The organism is Fulvivirga sp. (assembly GCF_040220315.1).
Classification (GTDB): Bacteria; Bacteroidota; Bacteroidia; order Cytophagales; family Cyclobacteriaceae; genus Fulvivirga.
In genome coordinates this window covers 1-22,964 of sequence record NZ_JAVJUY010000395.1, presented here as the reverse complement: position 1 = coordinate 22,964, position 22,964 = coordinate 1, and the positions used below count along the sequence as shown (strand labels likewise).

Annotated in this window: 23 protein-coding genes, 1 tRNA gene and 1 pseudogene; 14 read left to right on the top strand and 11 right to left on the bottom strand. The window is 37.1% G+C overall.

The window, feature by feature from the left end; translation table 11 throughout:
- Positions 1–1,642 (top strand): FtsX-like permease family protein (locus RLO81_RS20450; RefSeq protein ID WP_350116350.1); only part of this gene is annotated, 1,642 nt, incomplete at its 5' end.
- 101 nt (positions 1,643–1,743) lie between these two features.
- Here RLO81_RS20450 and arsB read toward each other — a convergent pair.
- Genes arsB through pgi form a run of 6 tightly spaced genes read right to left on the bottom strand, consistent with a single transcriptional unit; the run spans position 1,744 to position 6,443 of the window.
- A complete protein-coding gene (gene arsB, locus RLO81_RS20445; RefSeq protein WP_350116348.1) occupies positions 1,744–2,790 on the bottom strand; it encodes an ACR3 family arsenite efflux transporter in 1,047 nt (348 codons plus the stop codon).
- Complete coding sequence (locus RLO81_RS20440) at positions 2,780–3,397, bottom strand: arsenate reductase/protein-tyrosine-phosphatase family protein (RefSeq protein ID WP_350116346.1); 618 nt, start codon at positions 3,395–3,397, stop codon at positions 2,780–2,782. The genes arsB and RLO81_RS20440 overlap by 11 nt, the downstream gene beginning before the upstream one ends.
- Before the next feature lie 3 nt (positions 3,398–3,400).
- On the bottom strand, positions 3,401–3,889 hold the full coding sequence (locus RLO81_RS20435; protein ID WP_350116344.1) for a GNAT family N-acetyltransferase: 489 nt from the start codon (positions 3,887–3,889) through the stop codon (positions 3,401–3,403).
- 4 nt (positions 3,890–3,893) lie between these two features.
- Positions 3,894–4,364: a DUF6428 family protein gene (locus RLO81_RS20430; RefSeq protein WP_350116342.1), complete on the bottom strand. Its 471-nt coding sequence runs from the start codon at positions 4,362–4,364 to the stop codon at positions 3,894–3,896.
- A gap of 56 nt (positions 4,365–4,420) precedes the next feature.
- Positions 4,421–4,750 carry an ArsR/SmtB family transcription factor gene (locus RLO81_RS20425; protein WP_350116339.1) on the bottom strand — a complete coding sequence of 110 codons (330 nt, stop codon included), beginning with the start codon at positions 4,748–4,750 and terminating at the stop codon, positions 4,421–4,423.
- Between the two features lie 46 nt (positions 4,751–4,796).
- Positions 4,797–6,443: a glucose-6-phosphate isomerase gene (pgi, locus tag RLO81_RS20420; protein ID WP_350116337.1), complete on the bottom strand. Its 1,647-nt coding sequence runs from the start codon at positions 6,441–6,443 to the stop codon at positions 4,797–4,799.
- A gap of 68 nt (positions 6,444–6,511) precedes the next feature.
- Here pgi and RLO81_RS20415 point away from each other — a divergent pair, with 68 nt between their 5' ends.
- Both RLO81_RS20415 and RLO81_RS20410 read left to right on the top strand, forming a co-directional pair.
- Positions 6,512–7,747, top strand: coding sequence for an MFS transporter (locus RLO81_RS20415; protein ID WP_350116334.1), 1,236 nt, complete (start codon positions 6,512–6,514; stop codon positions 7,745–7,747).
- A gap of 37 nt (positions 7,748–7,784) precedes the next feature.
- Positions 7,785–8,306 (top strand): mechanosensitive ion channel domain-containing protein, encoded by a 522-nt coding sequence (locus RLO81_RS20410; protein WP_350116331.1) that lies wholly within the window; start codon positions 7,785–7,787, stop codon positions 8,304–8,306.
- Between the two features lie 163 nt (positions 8,307–8,469).
- On the opposite strand, the gene RLO81_RS20405 is transcribed toward RLO81_RS20410, so the two are convergent.
- Positions 8,470–8,718: a GIY-YIG nuclease family protein gene (locus RLO81_RS20405; protein WP_350116328.1), complete on the bottom strand. Its 249-nt coding sequence runs from the start codon at positions 8,716–8,718 to the stop codon at positions 8,470–8,472.
- 38 nt (positions 8,719–8,756) lie between these two features.
- Positions 8,757–8,830, bottom strand: a tRNA-Met gene (locus RLO81_RS20400).
- 208 nt (positions 8,831–9,038) lie between these two features.
- Here RLO81_RS20400 and RLO81_RS20395 point away from each other — a divergent pair.
- The 9 genes from RLO81_RS20395 to bshB1 all read left to right on the top strand — a co-directional run bounded on the left by RLO81_RS20395 (position 9,039) and on the right by bshB1 (position 18,868).
- A complete protein-coding gene (locus RLO81_RS20395; protein ID WP_350116325.1) occupies positions 9,039–9,434 on the top strand; it encodes an START-like domain-containing protein in 396 nt (131 codons plus the stop codon).
- Between the two features lie 54 nt (positions 9,435–9,488).
- Positions 9,489–11,513 carry an LptF/LptG family permease gene (locus RLO81_RS20390; protein ID WP_350116322.1) on the top strand — a complete coding sequence of 675 codons (2,025 nt, stop codon included), beginning with the start codon at positions 9,489–9,491 and terminating at the stop codon, positions 11,511–11,513.
- A 69-nt stretch (positions 11,514–11,582) separates the two neighbouring features.
- Entirely contained in the window at positions 11,583–11,858 is a 276-nt protein-coding gene (rpsO, locus tag RLO81_RS20385; RefSeq protein WP_205721103.1) for a 30S ribosomal protein S15, read from the top strand.
- Positions 11,859–11,940: 82 nt separating this feature from the next.
- Positions 11,941–14,073 (top strand): polyribonucleotide nucleotidyltransferase, encoded by a 2,133-nt coding sequence (gene pnp / locus RLO81_RS20380; RefSeq protein WP_502880478.1) that lies wholly within the window; start codon positions 11,941–11,943, stop codon positions 14,071–14,073.
- A gap of 83 nt (positions 14,074–14,156) precedes the next feature.
- A complete protein-coding gene (locus RLO81_RS20375) occupies positions 14,157–15,020 on the top strand; it encodes a sigma-70 family RNA polymerase sigma factor (protein ID WP_350116319.1) in 864 nt (287 codons plus the stop codon).
- A gap of 153 nt (positions 15,021–15,173) precedes the next feature.
- Positions 15,174–16,121, top strand: coding sequence for a thioredoxin-disulfide reductase (gene trxB / locus RLO81_RS20370; protein ID WP_350116316.1), 948 nt, complete (start codon positions 15,174–15,176; stop codon positions 16,119–16,121).
- Between the two features lie 7 nt (positions 16,122–16,128).
- On the top strand, positions 16,129–16,713 hold the full coding sequence (locus RLO81_RS20365; protein WP_350116313.1) for a penicillin-binding protein activator LpoB: 585 nt from the start codon (positions 16,129–16,131) through the stop codon (positions 16,711–16,713).
- 11 nt (positions 16,714–16,724) lie between these two features.
- Positions 16,725–18,143: a COG3014 family protein gene (locus RLO81_RS20360; protein ID WP_350116310.1), complete on the top strand. Its 1,419-nt coding sequence runs from the start codon at positions 16,725–16,727 to the stop codon at positions 18,141–18,143.
- 8 nt (positions 18,144–18,151) lie between these two features.
- Entirely contained in the window at positions 18,152–18,868 is a 717-nt protein-coding gene (gene bshB1 / locus RLO81_RS20355) for a bacillithiol biosynthesis deacetylase BshB1 (RefSeq protein ID WP_350116307.1), read from the top strand.
- A gap of 6 nt (positions 18,869–18,874) precedes the next feature.
- Here bshB1 and RLO81_RS20350 read toward each other — a convergent pair whose 3' ends face one another.
- Positions 18,875–19,747 carry a TraB/GumN family protein gene (locus tag RLO81_RS20350; RefSeq protein ID WP_350116304.1) on the bottom strand — a complete coding sequence of 291 codons (873 nt, stop codon included), beginning with the start codon at positions 19,745–19,747 and terminating at the stop codon, positions 18,875–18,877.
- Positions 19,748–19,797: 50 nt separating this feature from the next.
- Here RLO81_RS20350 and RLO81_RS20345 point away from each other — a divergent pair, with 50 nt between their 5' ends.
- Both RLO81_RS20345 and RLO81_RS20340 read left to right on the top strand, forming a co-directional pair.
- The gene (locus RLO81_RS20345) at positions 19,798–20,205 is read left to right on the top strand and encodes a DUF2721 domain-containing protein (protein ID WP_350116301.1); all 408 of its coding nucleotides are present in this window, start codon (positions 19,798–19,800) and stop codon (positions 20,203–20,205) included.
- A 516-nt stretch (positions 20,206–20,721) separates the two neighbouring features.
- Complete coding sequence (locus tag RLO81_RS20340) at positions 20,722–21,303, top strand: REP-associated tyrosine transposase (protein WP_350116299.1); 582 nt, start codon at positions 20,722–20,724, stop codon at positions 21,301–21,303.
- A 116-nt stretch (positions 21,304–21,419) separates the two neighbouring features.
- Here the strand turns inward: RLO81_RS20340 and RLO81_RS20335 are convergent, their stop codons facing one another.
- Together RLO81_RS20335 and RLO81_RS20330 are read right to left on the bottom strand one after the other, a co-directional pair.
- Entirely contained in the window at positions 21,420–22,235 is an 816-nt protein-coding gene (locus RLO81_RS20335) for a DUF6503 family protein (RefSeq protein WP_350116296.1), read from the bottom strand.
- 332 nt (positions 22,236–22,567) lie between these two features.
- A pseudogene (locus tag RLO81_RS20330) lies at positions 22,568–22,964 on the bottom strand (WD40/YVTN/BNR-like repeat-containing protein); the annotation flags it as partial.

Here is a 22,964-nt window from a genome sequence, read left to right as displayed (position 1 = left end):
CATGAAATTTCATTCTATTGCTTTAACGGATATTCATTTGAACTCACAAGACAGGTCAGGGGACTTTAACGAGAATGGAGACATAAAAAATATTTATATTCTTGCCGTAGTCGGTTTATTTCTGATAGCTATGGCTCTGGTTAATTTTATGAACTTATCAACTGCGCAGTCTCTTAAGCGAGCTAAAGAAGTCGGGGTTCGAAAGACCTTGGGCTCCAATCGTTTAGGTTTGGTGAGGCAGTTTCTCACGGAGTCTGTACTAATTGCCAGCGTTTCAGTGGTCTTTGGTTTGCTTTTGGCCGTAGTAATGTTACCGCCATTCAATCAATTAGCCGGAACAAGCATTACTATACCGTTTGAGAGCTTTGAATTTTGGCTGATTTTGATCTGCTCCGCTATCACATTGGGATTTTTGGCAGGAGTCTATCCTGCTATGGTAATATCCCGATTTGCTCCCATTAAAGCTTTGGGCAATGGAAATGTCACGAGTTCTGGTGGATTAATGCGGAATGTCCTTGTGGTATTTCAATTCACTATTTCCGTTTGTTTGATGGTTGGCACTTTGGTCGTTTACCAACAATTGCAATACATTAAAACAAAAGCTCTTGGGTATGAGAAGGATCGTATATTAGTTGTTGACAATGCAAAGTCAGCTGGACAGAATTTGGATACTTTTAAACAGGAAGTGCAAAGTCTGGCAAATGTAGAAATAGCATCTCTGAGTAGTTTTCTGCCAACTCCCTCAGATAGAAATGGCACTACATTTTTCAAAGAGTCTTCCTTAGGCCCAAGCGATGCTGTAATTATCGGTAACTGGCGGATTGATCATGACTATTTGGAAACATTGGGTCTTGAGTTGATAGCTGGAAGAAATTTTGACCCTGCTAATGTTGCTGATTCTACCGCATTGCTAATAAATGAGGCCTCATTGTCCATGTTTGATGTCAGCCTGGATGAAGCCTTAGGCATGCGGGTTACACGAGACTTCCACCGTGAGGACAAAGAAAATATGGAATACTACACCGTAATCGGAGTGGTTAAGGATTTTCATTTTGAATCGATGCGAAATGTAATAAATGGTCTTACATTTAGATTGGGCTTCGATGCAAATAAGATGATGGTGAAACTAAAGGCAGGTGAGTATCAGGAGACCATTGAGAATATTCATACGATTTGGAACAAGGTGAGCCCGGGGCAACCTTTTGAGTATTATTTTATGGACGAATCCTTTGATAAAACCTATCGATCAGAGCTAAGGTTAGGGAGCATTTTTCTATTGTTTACGTCTCTTTCCATATTCATTGCTTGTCTGGGATTATTTGGCTTGGCAGCATTCAATACCGAAAAAAGAACCAAAGAAATTGGCATACGAAAAGTGCTTGGAGCAGGAGTTGGGCAAATTGTTATTAGACTATCAATCGACTTTTTGAAGTTAGTTGGTATTGCGTTGGTTGTTGCACTACCCCTGAGCTGGTTGCTTATGAATAAGTGGCTACAGAATTTCTCATACAGGGTAGAATTGGGCATAGGCTTACTTCTTATGTGTGCGTTTTTAGCCATTGGTATAGCCATTTTAACTGTAAGCTATCAAAGTATAAAAGCGGCCATTGTCAACCCAGTTAAAAGTCTGAAAAATGAATAGTTATAGATTTAAAAGAAATAAATTCAGTCATAGCTGTTTTAAAATGAGAATTTCTCAGTTTTCTCATCCCTAAACTGCGGTTTGGAGTATTTAACAAGATGTCACTGTATAGGATAATATTTTTTCTTTAACCAGAACGCTACCCTTACCAGCAGGATTAACGCGGGCACTTCAACTAAAGGGCCAATTACCCCCGTAAATGCCTGACCTGAATTGAGGCCAAAAACAGCAATTGCTACTGCAATGGCCAGTTCGAAGTTATTCCCTGCAGCAGTAAATGCAATTGCTGCATTTTTGTCATATTCTGCCCCCATAGCTTTACTGATGAAAAACCCAATAAGAAACATCAATGCAAAATAGATTAATAGCGGAATGGCTATTCTTACGATATCCATTGGTATCTGTACAATCAATTCACCTTTTAGGGAGAACATCACCAAAATGGTGAATAGCAATGCAATCAAAGTCATAGGTGATATTGTCGGGATAAATTTTGTTTTGTACCATTCCTCACCTTTCATCTTAACCAAGACTGTCCTGCTCAAAATCCCCAGCAAAAAAGGAATCCCCAAATAGATAGCAACACTCTCGGCAATTGTAGCTATGGAAATGTCAACAATGGCTCCTTCAAACCCAAAATAAGGAGGTAGAACAGTAATAAATATCCACGCATAAAAACTATAAGCAAATACCTGGAAAATACTGTTTAGTGCCACCAATCCAGCACCGTATTCGCTACTTCCTTCCGCCAAATCATTCCATACCAATACCATGGCAATACAGCGTGCCAGTCCGATCAGAATTAGCCCCACCATATATTCGGGATAGTCTTGAAGAAATAGCACTGCCAGCACAAACATTAACACAGGACCTATGATCCAATTGAGTAACAGCGAAACGGACAGCACCTTTACATTCTTGAAAACCTGTGGGAGTAGTTTGTAATTTACCTTTGCCAATGGGGGATACATCATCAAAATAAGGCCAATGGCAATAGGTATATTCGTGCTGCCAGAACTAAAAGAGTTAATAAAACCAGCGCTCGAAGGAAAAGAATAACCTAAACCAACACCAAATACCATTGCAAGGAATATCCAAAGGGTTAAGTACTTGTCTAAGAAAGATAGTTTTTTAGGATTATTGGTCATTTTTTATTTTGATGTTTGAGAATACATAAAACATTTCAGTCGCAATTTGTAAAGAACGCTCAAGGTATTTCTCAGCCTCTTGAGGTGTGCTATCAAATGCTTTTGGATCGTCATACCTAACCGGAATCCTTTGCTCGGTACCAGGTATAAAAGGGCAGTTTTGATCGGCATGTGAGCAGGTCATCACTGCAGAAAAGCCTGATTTCGGATTCGCAGGGTCGTCATATACCTTTGAAAATGCTAAAATTGGTTCTTCCGACTGGCTATAGTAAACTTTATAAACTGGGTTATCAGCTACTTCGCCTTCAATTTCAAACCCCGACTTTTTAAGAGCTTCAACTGCACGTTCATTAAAGGCCGTAACCTCTACACCACCTGAATAGCTTGCTATAGATATGCCATAATATGCAGCGGCCACCTTAGCCCAAATTTGAGACAGTTGGCTTCTGCGTGAGTTATGAGTGCAGATAAAATTTAATCGTACAGCCTCATTGTGCGAAAGTTTTTTACTGATGTAATCGATTAATTCTGTAAGAATGGCCTTGCGTTCACTGCTTATGGAGTTAGTGTCTAGTTGTGAAATTGTTTCTTTTAGTGGTTGATACATTGTTTAAATTCCTACTATTTTACTTCTTCTTTCTAATAATATGTTGTCGATCCACTGGCCGTTCAATTGTCCAATGCGCTCTTTGTAACCAATCATTCTAAAGCCACATTTTTCGTGTAGCGCTATGCTGGCCTTGTTCATAGGAAATACGCCCGCCTGCAAAGTCCAAATGCCATTTTCCTCACTTGTGGCTATAAGCGCATTGAGCAATTTTTTGCCAATACCTTTGCCACGGGCTTGCTCAGCTAAATAAATGCTTACTTCGGCCACACCTCCATATACACATCTACTCGATACGGGTGATAGTGCAGCCCAACCTAACACCGTATTATCCTCCACAGCCACCAAACGTCCATAGGGTAGGTGGGATTTATCCCATTCTACCCAGGTTGGCACTTTTGTTTCAAATGTGGCAATACCAGTGTCTATACCTTGTTGGTATATTTGAGCCACATCTGGGTAAATAGATTCAACTAATGAAATAATCTGCATATTATTAACAACAGCCACCATCGGGTGTGCAACAGGTTTCCTCTTTAGTTAATTCAGATAAATCCACCTTTGGTTTGGAGGCTGGTATGCCACAATTATCTTTTGCCAGGCAGTCAGTTAGGGTAGTGGTTAAAAGAAAATTTTCACCATCAAAGTCCAACCCATATTTACCAATGGTACTACCTTGATACTCCACCTCAATTTCCAAATCACTCATATCTAAGACCTTTTCAGATAGCTCAATTATTTTTAATAATTTTTCGGGGTGCAATCTGTGATCGTAATCATTGGCTTCCCACAGTTGAAAATTGGCTTTTTCTTCTTTACGAACAGTACCACCACAATCAATAAAGTGCTTGTTGATTTTACCTACTTCGGTAACATGGAAATGCCCTGCAACCATTGAACCATCAGGTAATTTAAACCCTATAGTTTCAAGTGATAAAAGTTGTTGTTTGACTTCTGATAATTTCATAAAATTAAATTTAGTTTATTAAATCGCAATAATACGATGATTGTATTTAAATTTTTTTAGCAACAATCGTTGCTAGGTACATAAGTTTCGAAGAATGAGGCAAATTGAGATTTTACCTTATCCCACATTTCATCATTTATACAGTAGCAAACACTTGGGCCTTCAATGGTGCCTTTTATAATACCGGCATTTTTTAACTCTTTAAGATGTTGTGAAACTGTAGACTGGGATAGGGGTAACTCTTCAACAATATCACCACAAATACAAGAAGGGCTTTTTATCAAATGTTCGATAATAGCTATGCGTGCTGGATGTCCCAGAGCCTTAGCCAATACGGCCATCTGGTTATGTTGTGCGCTGAATTGTTCTGATTTTGAATGTCCCATAATTACTTAATCGTAATTAAACGATAAAAGTTTCATTGTATGCAAATTATTTTCTAAATGCTTTGTAAGTATTAATTAAACCGTTGGTAGAACTGTCGTGTGTAGTCACTTCACTATCACCTTCAAGTTCTGGCAATATCTGTTTTGCCAATTGCTTACCTAATTCAACACCCCACTGATCAAAACTGTAGATATTCCAAATAACTCCCTGAACAAAAATTTTATGTTCATACATAGCAATTAAGCTACCAAGTGTCTCCGGAGTAAGTTTCTTAAACAGAATAGAATTAGTTGGTCTGTTACCCTCAAATACTTTAAATGGTTTAAGTTTTTCGGCTTCTGCAGTAGGAAGTTTGGATAGCTCTTGTGTAACTTCTTCTTCCGTTTTACCATTCATTAAAGCTTCAGTCTGGGCAAAGAAATTGGCTAATAGTTTATCATGATGATCACCTAATTGATTATGACTTATTGCTGGAGCCATAAAATCGCAAGGAATTAGTTTGGTTCCCTGATGAATCAGCTGATAAAACGCATGCTGACCATTTGTGCCTGGTTCTCCCCAAATAATAGGCCCTGTTTGGTAATCAACTTTTTTACCTGTCCTGTCAACTAATTTGCCATTGCTTTCCATATCGCCTTGTTGCATGTAGGCTGCAAAACGGTGCATGTATTGATCATATGGTAGTAGTGCATGTGATTCTGCTCCAAAGAAGTTGTTATACCAAATACCAAGTAGCGCTAAAATCACTGGGAGATTCTTATCGAAAGCCTCATTCTTAAAATGGTTATCCATAGCATGTGCACCATTCAAGAGTTTCTCGAAATTATCATAACCTATACTGCAAGCTATTGAAAGTCCAATCGCTGACCATAAGGAATATCTGCCTCCAACCCAGTCCCAGAATTCGAACATGTTATTAGTATCCATACCAAATTCTGCTACTGCCTCCGCATTAGTACTTATCGCTACAAAATGATTCTTTATACTTTTTTCGTTACCACCATTAGCTAAAAACCAGTCTCTAGCGGAATGAGCATTGGTCATGGTTTCTTGTGTAGTAAATGTTTTGGAAGCAATCATGAACAATGTAGTTTCAGGATTTACTTTCTTTAACGTTTCGCTAATATGCGTTCCATCAACATTGGAAACGAAATACGTTTCTATATGAGGCACTCTATATGTTTTTAGGGCTTCAGTTACCATTACAGGCCCAAGGTCTGATCCACCAATACCAATATTTATAACCGTGTTAATCGCTTTTCCGCTATATCCTTTCCATTTGCCCGAGATAAGATCATTAGAAAATACTTTCATTTGATCTAGAACCTTATTAATATCCGGCATTACATCCTTTCCGTCAACTAATATTGGATCATTGGATCTGTTTCTTAATGCTGTATGTAGAACTGCCCTCTTTTCAGTAGCATTAATTTCAACACCGTTGAACATAGCTTTAGACGCAATTTCTAACTCACACTCTTTCGCAAGTTCCGTTAAAAGCTCAATGGTTCTTTTATTAATTCTATTTTTCGAATAGTCGAGTAGTATTTCACCAAACTGAACAGAAAACTCAGAAAACCTGCGCTCATCCTGCTTAAACATTTCGCGCATATGCATATGCGAAATTTCATTATAATGCGATTTAAGCTTTTTCCAGGCTTGAGTTTTTGTAGGATTGATATCTTTAAGCATATATTTCTATGTTGTGAAAGCAAAACTATAATATTTGAATAGGGAAGGCAGTTTTGAATGAAAAAAAATTGATAAGAAAATATTTTACAGTTGCTGCTTTAGTATTAGCTGGCGAGGTAGTGTTTCTTTTACCTTTTGTGGTTACTCGTATTTTCAGGCCTACCTTTTTAACTGTCTTTGAAATTAATAATTTCGAATTAGGCTCTGCATTTTCTGTTTATGGAGTAGTTGCGATGTTTTCTTACTTTTTTGGTGGTCCATTAGCCGATCGATTCGAACCAAGAAAGCTTATATCATTATCATTATTGGCCACATCCATGGCAGGTATCTTAATGGCTCAAATCCCTTCTCTTTTAACATTATCCATTCTTTATGGGTTTTGGGGGTTTTCAACAATATTTATGTTCTGGGCAGCATTTACTAAGGCAACAAGGTTGTGGGGCGGAAACTCAGATCAGGGAATGGCCTTCGGGCTTGTAGACGGTGGTAGGGGACTAGTTGCGGCACTTTTAGCCTCACTATCAGTAATTATGCTTGATTTTTTTATACCTAACCAGGTAGCACAGCCTTCAATCAAATTACTATCAACAGCATTAAGTAAAGTAATTATTGGGTTTTCTTTATTAACCGTTATCGTGGCCATAGTAACTTGGTTTGCAATTCCCAAAAGTGAAGTGAGTCAGACTAAATCAATAAAAATCAGTAAAGAAGGCCTGAAATATTGTCTGAAAAACAAAGCCGTCTGGATGCAAGCAATTATTATTCTTTGTGCATATGTTGCTTATAAGTGCACTGATGATTATTCATTATTTGCTTCTGATGTACTTAACTACAATGATGTCGATTCAGCACACCTTGCAACCATTGCCTTCTGGGTAAGACCTTTGGCTGCATTAGGGGCAGGTCTCTTAGGGGATAGATTTTCGTATTCAAAACTAGTTTCAATTTGCTTTATAATAATCATAATTGGTGGTTTGATAATATTTAGCGGTGTAATTAATGCAAGCGCTGGTATCTTAGCTATAATAACAATAACATCTATAAGTGTTGGAATATTTGGTCTTAGAGGTCTTTATTATGCATTGTTTAGTGAATCAAATATACCTTTGAAGTATACAGGAAGTGCTGTTGGTATTGTATCTATTGTGGGGTTTACCCCAGATGCATTTTTTGGCCCTTTGATGGGTTATATTCTAGACGAATATCCTGGTTCTCAGGGTCATGAATATTTATTTGGTTTGCTGGCAATTATAGGGATGATTGGTATCATTGCTACTTATATTTTTGCACGAATCAAATTATAAAGCATTTCATTAACAATAAATTATTAATAATACAAGCATGACCTATCTGTTGGATTACAAAGGACAGTTTATCGAGAGTTTAATACTTATTTTAATCTATGTTGTATTGCGACTAGTAAGCAATAAAATCATTAATAGTGTAGGTAAAAAATTCGCTTACCCTCGTGTAAGAATTAACATGCTCAGTAAAATTATTAATAGCGTACTGTTCTATTTGTTTGCGGGTATTATACTTTTTATCTGGGGGGTAGATCAAAATCAGATAGTATATTACACAACCTCATTGTTAGCTATTATTGGAATTGCATTTTTTGCTCAATGGTCTATCATTTCTAATATTACTTCTACTGTTATCATTTATTTCAGTCACCCAGTAAAAGTTGGTGATATAATATCTGTTTTAGACAAAGATTATCACATCAGTGGAAAGATTATTGATATTAGCATATTCTTTTTAACAATTAAAACAGTTGAAAATGAAGAGATTACTATGCCGAGTAACATATTTATGCAGAAAATGATTAAAAAAGATCGTTCTTCTGATAAGAAACTAAAATAACCTGATCTACCGTTCTATTGGGTGTGCCTACTATGGAAACAGATAATTATACAAAATAAAAAAGCAGTATTCTTACTGCTTTTGGTAGCGAGAGGGGGAATTGCCTGTCAGACTACTGGCTGAAACCCCCGTCCGCCAGCTGGCGGATATGAATCTTTTTGAACTAAGTATCTTTAATGAGATTCCAGATGAGTTCTCTTCCTTTTGCAGATTTTAGTTGCTTTTCTCGTATGATGGCCTCCTTTTTTGAAGGGAAGGATTCCTGATGAATTATTATCCATGGACGATATTTTACTGTATAACCTTTCGTTGCAAAGATATTGTGGCTTGCTAATCGGTTTTCTAAATCTGAGGTGTAACCTATGTAAATTTTGTTGTGCCCAGCGCTATATAATACGTATGTTGTAAACATCTTAAATAAAAAAAGCAGCCTTTAAGCTGCTTTCTAAGTAGCGAGAGGGGGAATTGAACCCCCGACCTCAGGGTTATGAATCCTGCGCTCTAACCATCTGAGCTACCTCGCCATAATTTCTTAACCTCCTTTTGAGATTCTTCCGTCAAAGACAGTTAACAGATTTTAACAGTTAAACCATCTGTCCCGATAGCTATTATGAACCTCGCCATTTGTTAAATGGAGCGCAAACTTAATAAGTTTGTGTTTTAATTACCAACCCCTTGATAATTTTTATTTTGTGTTGGCACTTTCATAAAAATGGTATAACTTAAGCAGCGATGAGCAAGTTTTTATATACTGGTGATTTTGAGATCAATGCATCTAAACCGATGCTTTATCAATACCTCAACTCGGCCAGTGGTTTGGCACAATGGTTCGCAGATGATGTAACCATCGATGAAGATAAAGTCTATAATTTCATTTGGGACGATGAAGATCATAAAGCCAAAATGGTCTCCCACAGAACTAATCACTATGTGAAGTTCGAGTTTCTCCCAGAAACTCCTGAAGATGAAGAAGACCCTGCTTACTTTGAAATAAGGCTGGAGTTAAATGAAATCACACAGTCAGTATTTATTAAAATCACAGACTATTCAGAAATGGAAGACGTTGAAGAATTGACTGATTTATGGCAGGGGCTTATTGATAATCTAAAAGAAACCGTAGGCGGTTAATCAATCTCTATTTTATTACTTAATTTTGGCCTTCTTTTTGCTCAATGAGGCTCAATGAAGCGCATAGATAAGTTAATCATATCGTCATTTTTAGGTCCGTTTATTCTGACCTTCGTTGTTGTGGTGTTTATTCTCCTCACCCAGCATATGCTCAAATACTTTGATGATATAGTGGGTAAAGATTTGGGTTGGGATGTTTTGGCTCAACTATTATTTTACTTTGCTGTTTTTATGACTCCCATAGCCATTCCTCTGGCTGTTCTTTTATCATCTTTGATGACCTTCGGAAATCTAGGCGAACATTTCGAACTGACAGCAATTAAAAGTGCAGGAATATCGTTGCTTAGAGCGTTATTTCCAATTTTCATTTTTGTTTTAGGTCTAACTGTAGTTGCATTCTATTCCAATAATTATTTTGTTCCGAAGGCTGCATTAGAGGCTTACAGTTTGCTTTACGATATTAAGCAAAAGAAACCCGCACTAGATTTAAAGCAAGGAGCCTTTTATAACGGTATTCCTGATTTCAGTATAAAAGTTGAAAAGAAGAGTGATGACGGTAAAACCATTGAGGACATCATCATGTATGATCATCGAAATTCTGTCGGAAACAAAAAGGTCATTCTTGCAGACTCAGGGTTGATGTATACCATTAATAATGATCGATATCTTAAACTGGAGCTTTTCAGGGGCAACTTTTTTTTCGAAGATTACAAAGAAACAGCAAAGTCCAGATCGGATGAAACGATGGTGCGAAGTAGTTTCGAAAGAAGTGAATATGTATTAGACCTTTCCTCGTTTGGTCTGGACAGAACAGATAAGAGCTTATTTGAGGGTAACAGGATTATGCGAAATATGGGTCAGTTGACGAATGACGTGGATTCTGTTCAACGAGGTATTTATGAAACCAAGCTTAAGGTATTTGAAGAGCCCAAATTCACATTCTTCTATCACTTGAGGGAAGATACAGTTCAATTAACAGAGGATCTGAAAAAGGCTAAAGAAAAACTGGAAGCGCATAAACGAGAAATAGAAGTTCAGGATTCTATCGCTAAGGCAATTCGTGAACAAATAAAGAAGGACTCCATTGCAAATAATACTGAACCCGATAAAGAGAAAATGGAGTTAAATACTGCGGCAGAGCCTAAAGAAGATGTTAACGACCGAACTCACAAAACTACAGCCAAAAAAGGGACTGAGACCAAAATAGTTGAAAGACCTAAAGTATCTAAGGTGAGAACTAAGCCAACTCAAACTAAAGATGACGAGAAGAAGCAGTTAAGCAGAGAAAATGTAAAAGCAGTAACGCCTGAAAAGCAAGAATTGAATGTTGAAGGTGCTAATTTAAATGATCTTAGAAGAAAGAAAAAGTCGTTAGAATCTATTGCCAAGGATACCAGCATAGTTAAGCCAGTGCCTAAAAAGAAGCAAAGGTCAAAAAGTAATACAATTGTTAAGCGGAACGACCAAAGTAAAAATAAGCGGCAGCGAAGAGTGCCACCGGCTCCAGCAAAAACAGTTAGTCCAAAAATTAAAAAGGATATCAACGATACGCTTAGTCACGAAGAAATTGTCCAATATGTTGAAACTGAACTTAGCGAACCATCTATGCGTACCGTACAGACTACATTGAATAATGTGCGCCAAGCTAAAGCCAAAATACAGTCACATAATACTACTTTAGAAAGACAGGTGTACGATCAAAATGTTTTTGCTATACAATATCATAAGATATTAGCTAATTCCGTTGCATGTATAATCATGTTTTTAATTGGCGCGCCATTGGGAGCCATTATTAAAAGAGGTGGATTAGGGATGCCTGTTTTACTCTCAATTATCTTTTTCATTATTTTTTATGTGATTTCCATGACTGGTGAGAAATATGCAAAACAGGATATCATCGATCCATTTGTGGCCATATGGTCAGCAAACTTTATTTTGTTGCCGGTGGGCTTATTATTTTTGCGTCAGGCAAGAAACGATGCACGATTATTCGAGGCAGATTTTTATAGTGTAGTCTTTGATAAAGTAAAGCGATGGCTGAGCAAGAATAAGCAGAGTAAAGAAATTGCCAGCAAATAATTGCTACTTATTAAGTTAAGTATTATTTTTGCGCCTTAAAATTTTTAAGAAACTAAACTTTTGCTAGTCATGTATTTATCTAAAGAAAACAAAGAAAAGGTTTTCGAGAATCATGGTCGGTTAAAGTCTAAGAGTGATACTGGTTCTCCAGAATCGCAAATAGCACTTTTTACCCACCGTATCACTCACCTTACAAACCACATGAAATCTAATAAAAAAGACTACTCTACACAGCAGGGTCTTTTAAGATTGGTTGGTAAGAGAAGAAAATTACTCAACTATCTTCATAAAACTGATATCGAAAGATACAGAGCTATAATAGCTGAATTGAACTTGAGAAAATAATAAAAAGGGAACCCTCGGGTTCCTTTTTTTCATTATGGTTAATTTTAACCATTCCATGGAAATTTTTTAACAATAAATATATATGCAGATTATTAACAAAACAATTAACCTACCTGATGGGAGAACCATCACCATTGAAACGGGTAAGTTGGCTAAGCAAGCTGACGGATCAGTAGTAGTAAGAATGGGTAATACCATGCTACTTGCAACAGTGGTGGCCAATAAAGAGGCCAAAGAAGGTGTGGATTTTTTACCTTTATCAGTAGATTACCAAGAGAAGTTTGCTTCTACAGGTAAAATTCCTGGTGGATTTTTAAAGAGAGAGAGTAGATTATCTGATTATGAAATTTTAATTAGCCGATTGGTTGATAGAGCTATCAGACCAATGTTCCCGGATGATTATCATGCTGACATTCAGATTATGATTTCATTGATTTCAGGTGACGAGGATTCGCTGCCTGATTCTTTAGCCGCATTAGCCGCTTCTTCAGCACTTGCAGTATCAGACATACCATTTAATGGGCCTATTTCTGAAGCAAGAGTAGCTCGTATAGAAGGCGAATGGGTGGTTAACCCAACAAAAACTCAAAAGGCAGAAGCCGACATGGATCTTATAGTTGCTGCAAGCATCGATAATATCTTAATGGTGGAAGGCGAAATGAAAGAAGCTTCTGAAGATGATATGCTTGAGGCTATCAAAATTGCTCATGATGCAATTAAAGAACAATGTAAAGTTCAAATTGAACTGGAAAAAGAAGCTGGAAAAACTGAAAAACGCGAGTATTCTCACGAAACAAACGATGAGGAACTACAGACAAAGATGAACTCAGAATTGTATGACAAAGTTTATGCAGTTGCGGCAAAACAAATAGCTGATAAATCGGTAAGATCTGAATCGTTTTCAAAGATAAAAGAAGAGTTTGTAGAAAGTTTAGGCGAAGATCATGAGTACGACTCTACACTCATCTCAAAATATTATAAGTCAATACAAAAGAAAGCTTGTAGAGACTTGGTATTAAACGAAAAGAAAAGGCTAGATGGCAGAAAAATGAATGAAATCAGGCCAATCTGGTCTGAGGTTGATTATTTACCAAGTGCACACGGATCTTCAGTATTTACAAGAGGTGAAACGCAATCGTTGAGCACAGTTACGTTAGGAACTAAATTAGACGAGCAACTTATTGATGGTGCCATGTACTCTGGTACTAACAAGTTTATGTTACACTATAACTTCCCTGGGTTCTCTACTGGTGAAGTTAGACCAAACAGAGGGCCGGGTAGAAGAGAAGTAGGTCATGGTAACCTGGCATGGAGAGCCTTAAAGGACATGCTTCCTGAAGAAAACCCTTACACTATTAGAATTGTATCTGATATTTTGGAGTCTAACGGATCTTCTTCAATGGCAACAGTTTGTGCCGGTTCATTAGCCTTAATGGATGCAGGTATTCAAATTAAAGCACCAGTTTCAGGTATTGCCATGGGAATGATTTCTGATGGTAAAAACCATGCGATTCTTTCAGATATTCTTGGAGATGAAGATCACCTGGGTGATATGGACTTCAAAGTAACAGGTACTGAAAATGGTATCACGGCTACTCAGATGGACATTAAAGTAGATGGTTTATCATACGAAGTATTGAAGCAGGCTCTAGAGCAGGCAAGAGAAGGCAGACTTCATATCTTAAATGAAATGAAGAAAACCATTGCAGCTCCAAAGGCCGATCTTAAGCCTAATGCTCCAAGATCAGTTAAACTGACTATCGATAAAGACCTTATAGGTGCCGTAATAGGACCTGGTGGTAAAATTATCCAGCAGATTCAGAAAGATACTGGTGCAACTGTAGTTATCGAGGAAATAGATAACCACGGTGAAGTAAGTATTTTTGCAGTTGACCAAGAGTCAATGGATGGTGCCCTGTCTAAAATTAAGGCCATTGTAGCACAGCCCGAAGTTGGCGAAGTGTATGATGGGGTTGTTAAGTCAATCATGCCATTTGGTGCCTTTGTAGAGTTTATGCCAGGTAAAGATGGTCTTTTACATATCTCAGAAATCAAATGGGAACGTGTAGAAAAGATGGATGGTGTAATGGAAGTTGGCGAGAATGTAAAAGTGAAGTTGATTGAAGTCGATAAAAAAACTGGCAAGTTCCGTCTTTCTCGAAAGGTTCTTTTGCCAAAGCCTGAAAAGAAAGAAGAAAGTGCCACTAATGAATAATTAATATTCTACAAATCTTGCCATTTGGTAGTTAATTCTTTAAAATCGTTGTTGATCAGTTATGAACGACAACGATTTTTTGAATGAGGCAACTTAAGATTAGTAAACAGATAACTAACCGAGAGAGCCAATCTCTCGATAAATATCTGCAGGAGATAGGAAAAGTAGACTTGCTCACCCCGGATGAAGAGGTTGAATTAGCTCAGAGGATTAGGGAGGGTGATCAGCTTGCTCTTGAAAAGCTCACGAAAGCTAATCTTAGATTTGTAGTTTCAGTAGCAAAACAATACCAAAACCAGGGGTTGTCTTTAGGTGATTTAATCAACGAAGGCAACCTCGGTTTGATTAAGGCCGCTCAACGTTTTGATGAAACCCGTGGTTTTAAATTCATTTCTTATGCCGTTTGGTGGATTCGACAGTCAATATTACAGGCGTTAGCAGAACAATCCAGGATCGTAAGACTTCCACTTAACAGGGTTGGGTCGCTAAACAAAATTTCAAAAACTTTTTCTGAACTGGAGCAAAAATTTGAACGCGAGCCATCTCCCGATGAGTTGGCAGAAGTTCTCGAAGTAACAACGGCCGAAGTTGTTGATACGATGAAAATTTCCGGTCGGCATGTTTCTATGGATGCACCATTTGTTCAGGGTGAAGAAAATAGCTTATTGGATGTATTGGAGAATGATTTAGAAGAAACACCTGATTCCGAATTAATGTCGGATTCTTTAAGAAGAGAGGTACAAAGAGCCCTTTCAACATTAACCCAACGAGAATCAGATGTGATCGCCTATTACTTCGGCTTAAATGGAGAACATTCCATGACACTGGAGGAAATAGGTGAAAAGTTTGCTTTAACCAGAGAGCGCGTGCGGCAAATAAAGGAAAAAGCGATTAGAAGATTACGTCATACATCCCGAAGCAAAGCGTTAAAGCCCTATTTAGGCTAATTGAAATTGGCAAAAGAATAGTTGAGGTCTCAAGGTAATTTGAGGCCTCTTTTTTTTAATTTTGCGAAGCGATTTTCAAAGAATTAAAAATTCAGGCTTTCAACAACTTTTTTGAATAGTTCGTAGTTAGTTAATGAGGAATAATTTAGAAAAATGACTGAAGAAAAAGTAAAAGTATTAATTATCGGATCAGGTCCTGCTGGATATACCGCGGCAATTTATGCTTCCCGGGCGGGTTTAAATCCAGTCTTAATTACTGGTGGTGAACCAGGTGGTCAATTGACTACAACCAACGATGTTGAAAATTATCCTGGCTACCCTGAGGGTGTAAATGGTCCACAAATGATGATGGACTTTCAAAAGCAAGCTGAGCGTTTCGGTACTGATGTACGTTACGGTATGGTTACTTCTGTAGATTTTTCTTCATACCCTCACAAAGCTATAGTTGATGAAAAACATGAGATAACTGCCGATGCTGTGATCATATCTACAGGTGCCAGTGCAAAATATTTAGGTTTAGAATCGGAAAAGAAATACGCGAATAAAGGAGTTTCTGCTTGTGCTGTTTGCGATGGCTTCTTTTACAAAGGTAAGCCAGTTGCTTTAGTTGGTGGTGGAGATACTGCGGCTGAAGAAGCTACTTATTTGGCTAATATCTGCCCTAAAGTATATATGATTGTTAGAAGAGATGAATTAAGAGCTTCTAAAATTATGCAGGAACGTGTGATGAACACACCAAATATTGAAGTTTTATGGAATACTGAAACTGAGGAAGTGCTAGGTGATGGTGAGGCCGTAACTGGTGTAAGGGTATTTAATAATAAGACAGGAGAGAAGAAAGATTTAGAAATAGATGGTTTCTTTGTGGCTATAGGGCACAAACCTAATACAGATATTTTTAAAAAATTTCTAGATATGGACGAGACTGGTTATTTGAAAGTAGTGCCGGGAACTTCTAAAACTAAGATAGAAGGAGTATTTGTAACTGGTGATGCTGCCGATAAAGTATATAGACAAGCTGTAACAGCTGCCGGCATGGGTTGTATGGGTGCTTTAGATGCGGAACGGTTTTTGCAAGCAAAAGAGTTTGAAACTGCATAAATAAAAAATGATGAAAAAAATAGCTTTAGTATTACTAGTAGGGGCAGTCATTTTCACAGGATGCTCTTCTTCAAAAACAGTTACCAGAGTTGATTCCGACTCACAAATAGACCTTAGCGGTAGATGGAATGACACTGATAGCAGGCTTGTAGCCGAAGAAATGGTTCGTGACGGTTTGAGCAGGGTATGGGTAACTGACTTCGTGGAAGAAAATGGAAAGAAGCCTACTGTAATTGTGGGTATTATTAGAAATAAGACAAGTGAGCATATTAGTACAGAAACTTTTACCAATGATATTGAAAGAGAGTTTATCAATTCTGGAAAGGTAAGAGTAGTGCAAGGTGGTGAAGAAAGAGAAGAGTTAAGAAAAGAAAGAGCAGATCAACAAGAGTTTGCTTCTGCAGCAACTACTAAGCGTTGGGGTATGGAACGAGGTGCAGACTTTATTCTTCAAGGGACAGTAAGTTCTGTAACAGATTCGAATGATAAACAATCATTAGTATTCTATCAAACTGATTTGGAACTTACACACTTAGAGACTAATGAAAAAGTTTGGATAGGATCTAAGAAAATTAAGAAAGTCATTAACTAAGCATCTTATTGATGACCAATTATTTAAGTGCCGCTCTGCGGCACTATTATTTTATACCTTTTGTATTATTTTCTTTTAGCTGCGCCACGTATTACCAGAAGAATATTGAGTTTCAGCAGAAATTTACCAGTGGCCAAATTGAAGCGGCAGATAAGTTTTTAGATAAGAATAAAAAACTTAGTAAAGGAAATAATCAACTACTTTATAACCTTCAAAAAGGCGTTGTATTACAACTAATGGACGAATATGAGGCCAGCAACACGTACTTTGAAGAAGCCTACATATTCACAGAAGACTATAGGAAAAATTACTCCTTAGAAGCGCTTAGCCTGCTCACTAATCCCAATGTGAAGCCTTACATTGGCGAAGACCATGAAGTAATTTTCATTCACTATTATAAAGCCCTCAACTATCTTAGAATGGGGAAGTTGGATGAAGCATTGGTGGAATGCAGACGTATTAATATCAAGCTGAATAAACTTAACGACCGCTACGAGGATAAGAAAAATAGGTACAAAGTTGACCCATTTGCCCATAACCTGATGGGAATAATCTTTGAAGCAAGCGGTGAAATAAATGATGCATTCATAGCTTACCGAAATGCGTATGAGGCATATAAAGAAGTTGGTTCAGTTTTAAATGTCAAAGCTCCTGATCAGTTGAAAAAGGATTTAGTACGCACGGCAGGTTTGATGGGGTTTAGAACAGAATTGGAAGGTTATGAAAAGGAGTTTAACATTAAATACGAACCTGTAAAAGAAAAGTCTGGAGAATTGGTTTTTTTCTGGCATAATGGGTTGGGTCCGGTAAAAAGTGAATGGACAGTCAACTTTTTTGTAATTAAAGGACAGGGGGGATTAGTTACTTTTGAGAATAAAGAATATGGCATGAACTTTCCTTTTCATGTGCGTCAAGATTCTGACGGTAAAACACAATTAGGAGACTTAAAAGTAGTGCGGGCAGCATTTCCAAAATATGTCGATAGAAAGCCATATTTTAATAAAGCGAACTTATCAGTTGAAGGTAAGACCTATTCTTTGGAGAAAGGTGAAGACATTTCTGCCATCGCATTTGTAACCTTAGAAGATAGAATGCTAAGAGAATTTGCTAATTCATTATTGAGGTTAGCTCTGAAACAGGCCGCTGAGGAAGCGACCAGAAATGAAAATGAAAGCCTGGGAGCGTTGGTATCTATCGTGAATGCCGTTACGGAGAAAGCTGATACAAGAAACTGGCAAACTTTACCGCACGACATACATTATGCACGAGTTCCTTTAAAAGATGGGGCCAATACTATTAAGTTTACAGCTATAGGTAATGGAAATGACACTGCCACAGAAGAATTGTATTTTGAAGGGCAGAAAGGCCGTACAGAATTCTTCATGTATAACAATCTAGAGTCATCCGCACCTTCATCATATAACAATTAGTTAGACCAATGAAATTAGATATACTAGCATTTGCAGCCCACCCAGATGATACAGAGTTATCTTGTGCCGGCACGTTGGCCACACATATTAGAAAAGGATATCAAGTTGGAGTAGTTGATTTAACTGCTGGCGAACTGGGAACGAGGGGCTCTGATGAAATAAGAGCCAAGGAAGCGGCTGAATCAGCAAAGATTTTGGGCTTAACTGTGCGTGAAAATTTAAAATTGGCCGATGGTTTTTTTCAAAATGATAAGCAAAGTCAAGTAGCACTAATCAAAGTGCTAAGAAAGTACCAGCCTGATATTGTATTAATTAATGCTCCAAGTGATCGCCATCCGGATCATGGAAGGGCGGCCCAACTGGAATTAGACGCTTGCTTTTTAGCAGGTCTTGTAAAAGTTGAGACTACGTGGGAAGGGGTGAAGCAACCGCACTGGAGACCTAAATCTGTTTATCATTATATTCAAAGTAACTTCATTCAGCCAGATTTTATAGTAGATGTCACTGATTCGTGGGATACAAAAATGCAGGCCATAAAAAGTTTTAAAACTCAGTTTTTTGACCCAAACAGTAATGAACCTGAAACATTTATTTCCTCTCCTGACTTTTTAAATATGATTGAAGGAAGAGCTAAAGATTTAGGTCACTCTATTGGAGTTGGCTATGGAGAGGGCTTTATTAAAGTCAGAAACATGGGCGTTTCTGACTTGCATCAATTGCTTTAAGTACGTTCATTCAGCAGGTTTTACTGTATAGCCTTTCTTTCTTAATAAGTTTAATACACCTGCTTCTTCAGACAGATGTGAAGCGCCAATAGCAAAAAAAGTTTGACCTGACTTCATATATTCTTCAATTTTAGGAATCCAGGCTTTGTTTCTTCCATAAATAAAATGTGCCTCATAATCTGAATGATTCTCCAATGGATGCATAGTGTACTCCAATGTTTTATGTAAATCGCCTTTTTTATAGTAGCTCACAAGTTCTTCATAATCCTTTAATTGGTCATCAAAGTTTTCCAGTGTATGCTTTAATGACTTAACCTGATCTTCCAATTTAATTTTTTCTAAAGCTTCTACTTCTTTCTCTACTTTTTCCAGCGCCTGAGTAGTAATACCAAGTGAATTGGCTTGATTTATCAATTCTAACTCATAATACTTCACATTATCGCCATAGGAAAGTCGAGTCATAGTAGTGGAGAGCATAATGGGTTTAAATTTTTTGTATACTACATTGAATTTGAAATCGGATATTCCGAATCGATTAGAGAAAATCCCAGAAAGTTTTTCTAGCTCCTCTTCTGTTAAATAATCGGCTAAAGAATTACCGCCTTCCAAATGAGCCGCTTTGTTCAGTTCATGCCGGGCATGGTGGTCTAACTGGGTTTCGGTTGATAGTATCTGACTGGATTTAAATGCTTTGTCAACTTTTTCTGGCCAGTAATAATCGTTAGACGGAATGAATTTTAGAATACCGAAAATATAGGAAGGCTGAGCTAATCCATTTCCTGAAACTTCCCAAAGCAATGAATTGGCTTCTTGTTGGCAATATGCATTTGAAAAACAAAATATAGTGACAACAAGTAAAACAAGTTTTCTGGTTTTCATAAGCGGATACAATTATCTTTGGTGATTAACGAAATTTAAAAATAGAAAGAATGCTTATAAATTTAACTACACCAGCGCTACTTTTTCCGGCTATCTCGTTATTACTTTTGGCGTATACCAATCGATTTTTGGCTATTGCAACGTTGATAAGAAGTTTACATCAAAAGCATATAAGCAACCCAGAGCATCCAACGCCCATTATTGGACAAATAGAAAATTTACGGTCCAGGCTCTCTTTAATTAAGATGATGCAGGTGTTTGGTGTGTCGAGTTTCTTTCTTTGTGTTTTAAGTATGCTTTTTCTATTTCAAAATGCCCCACAAATAGGCAGCTGGATTTTTGGAGCCAGTATGATTCTGCTGCTTATTTCATTAGCTATTAGTTTGCGCGAGCTTCAGATAAGTACCAAAGCATTGAATTTGGAGTTGAGCGATATGGAGTTGAAGAGGAAGCTTTAGTGTAACATTAGCAATGGAATTGAAACAAAAAATAATAATAGGTTTATTAATAATTGGTATTATTCTGATTGCAGTTTATTCTCCTGATTTTAACAGGTCATACGAGGAGACTATTATTAATGTACATTTCAATGGTATTATTTCTAAAAAGAACATTGACAAACAAAATCACAGTCAACCTAAAATTACTTTTACGACAGGAGACTATGTGTATTTGAATGATTTAATCTACAGAAAAATTAGCATAGGAGATTCTATATACAAAAGTCAAGGTGGCAAGTATGTTTATATTTTAAAATCTAATTCACTTGATTCTTTAAAATATGATTGATACTTACTGTCAAGTGAACTTAGATCTATAATTAATCTACTTTCCAGCTAGCGCGCGTTTATAACGAGTGCTAATACGTACTAAATTATTTAGCTGACGCTTGTTTAAAACGAGTGCCTTAAAGTACCAAAATGAACATTTAGCCAAATCACTATACTGCATTTAATAAAAGTCATGCATCACGGATGTGCACCAGCTTTCAATTCTTTAAATTTACGAAGTGTCAGAAAAATATTAAATTTCATAATCCTGAAGGTCTATATTTTGTTACTTCTACCGTTGTTCATTGGATAGACCTTTTTACTCGCAAAGAGTTAAAGTACATCATTACCAATTCATTAAAATACTGTCAATCAAATAAAGGATTAGTCATTCATGCATGGTGTCTCATTCCAAGTCACTTGCATATGATCATCAGTTCCAGTGAAGGAAACTTGCCTGGTATTATGAGAGATTTCAAAAAGTACACCTCTAAAAGAATAATTGAAGAATTAGAGCTAATTAATGAAAGTAGAAAGGAATGGCTATTGAGAGCTTTCAAAAAGTCAGGTGAAAATTTAAAGCGGATAAAGGGAAATAAAGTGTGGAGAGATGGAAACCAACCTAAGGAAATTATGACAAATGAATTTTTAGATCAAAAACTCGACTATATCCATAGAAATCCGGTGGAAGCAGAAATCGTTGAAGAGCCCGAACATTATTTATATAGCTCTGCGCGTGATTATGCTGGTATACAAGGATTGATTCATGTAGTGTTATTGGATTAAATGGACGTTTTGGTACTTTAAGGCACTCGTTTTAAACAAGCGTCAGCTAAATAATTTAGTACGTATTAGCACTCGTTATAAACGAGCGCCAGCCAATTCAGTTAATGTTGTGAATATTAATTAACCACCTTCAAACTATCCACCTCAGCACCTTCAGGCATTACAAATAATGAATCTGCAACAGCCTCTTTGCTTAACGAAACATTACTAAATGTGATATCATATCTAAGATCACCAATTTTACCACTATCATATTTATGGCCTTTTAATGACATTGGAAAAAACAGACCATTTACATTTTTGTAATCACCATATTTTAGTGCGTTATAATTCTCATGCTTTTCACCTGTGTAATAAGTGACAGTATAAAGTAATAGCTCCAACTGTAATGTTTCAGGATTAAAATGCGCAATGTATAAGTCTTCATCGGCATCGCCAACTCCTTCGTTAAATGAGACTTTTAAGCCACGGTACTCTTTATCCATGATTGTTACAGTACCCAAGTCTTCATAATTAATTCCCGGGTCAGCCAGTACATAAGGAATGGCAAAAAAATAAAAGAACAAATTATGATAAAACCTGGGTGAATTCTTGCCAGTAGCTTCAATAGTAGGAGAGGCCCACACTTCGTTGCCATCAAACCCAATTGTAAAGTTTTCACCATTAACTCGAACTAATCTTTTGTTAAGGTCAATGATATGAGTTTCTATCTGATCATTACCCGCCATGCTTAAATCATACTGCATGGTTGAAAAACTGTTCCATTGATCTATACCACCGTGTGCTTCTAATGCTGCAGTTAACAATTCAGGATAATTGGATCTGGTTTCCTTAATTTCTTCAGTAGCTACATTTTTACTATCTGATTTTGGTGTTTGATTGCACGCTACAAACGCAATTAAGAAAAGGAGTGATATGGCTATATTTTTCATATTGCTAAGGTAGCTTACCTAGCGTGAATTCTTTTGTCTCGGAGTTGACATAACATTGTAGAACGGCATTTCTAAATATGTGGTTATGTTGCAACGCAGTGGAGATATCTTAGCCATCCTGAAATTAAGTAGCGGACTTTCTATGTGGCAAAGATTCCTTCGTTGGCACTGCGGAATGACTTTCTGATGGGTACTTTGGATTACCAAGGCAGAAGTGTCCATAAAAAAGAATGTCATTCCAAACTTGATTTGGAATCCCTTAATTTTCTGCAGTAGTTGCTAAGAGATTCTGAATCAAGTTCAGAATGACAAACTGGGAGGTTTATAACTTACTAATTATCAATAAACTCTTCGAATGATTTATGAACCGTAGGGTTCATTTTACTTTCATTCATGAATTTATTCATTTTAGGAACCTGTTTTTCTTCAATCTTCTCATACTCCTTTTTCGCTTCGTTAAACTTGCCTTCAAGAAGGCTTAGGTTCTCCATTTCTGATGCAGAAGGAGTTTCAAATCCACCGGCAATTTTGCCAAATAAGTCAGCAATTTTTTCGCGTAACTGCGGCTCACCGCTTCCTACATAATTGTCACCTGTAGTAATTACCAACGTTTCCTTTAACTCATTCAAATCATCCAAAATCGGTTGAGCTACTTTAGCCCCTGATTTACCGGTTGCAACCACTTTCTCCGCAGTTTCAATAGTTTCATCGATTCTATAAACCAGATAA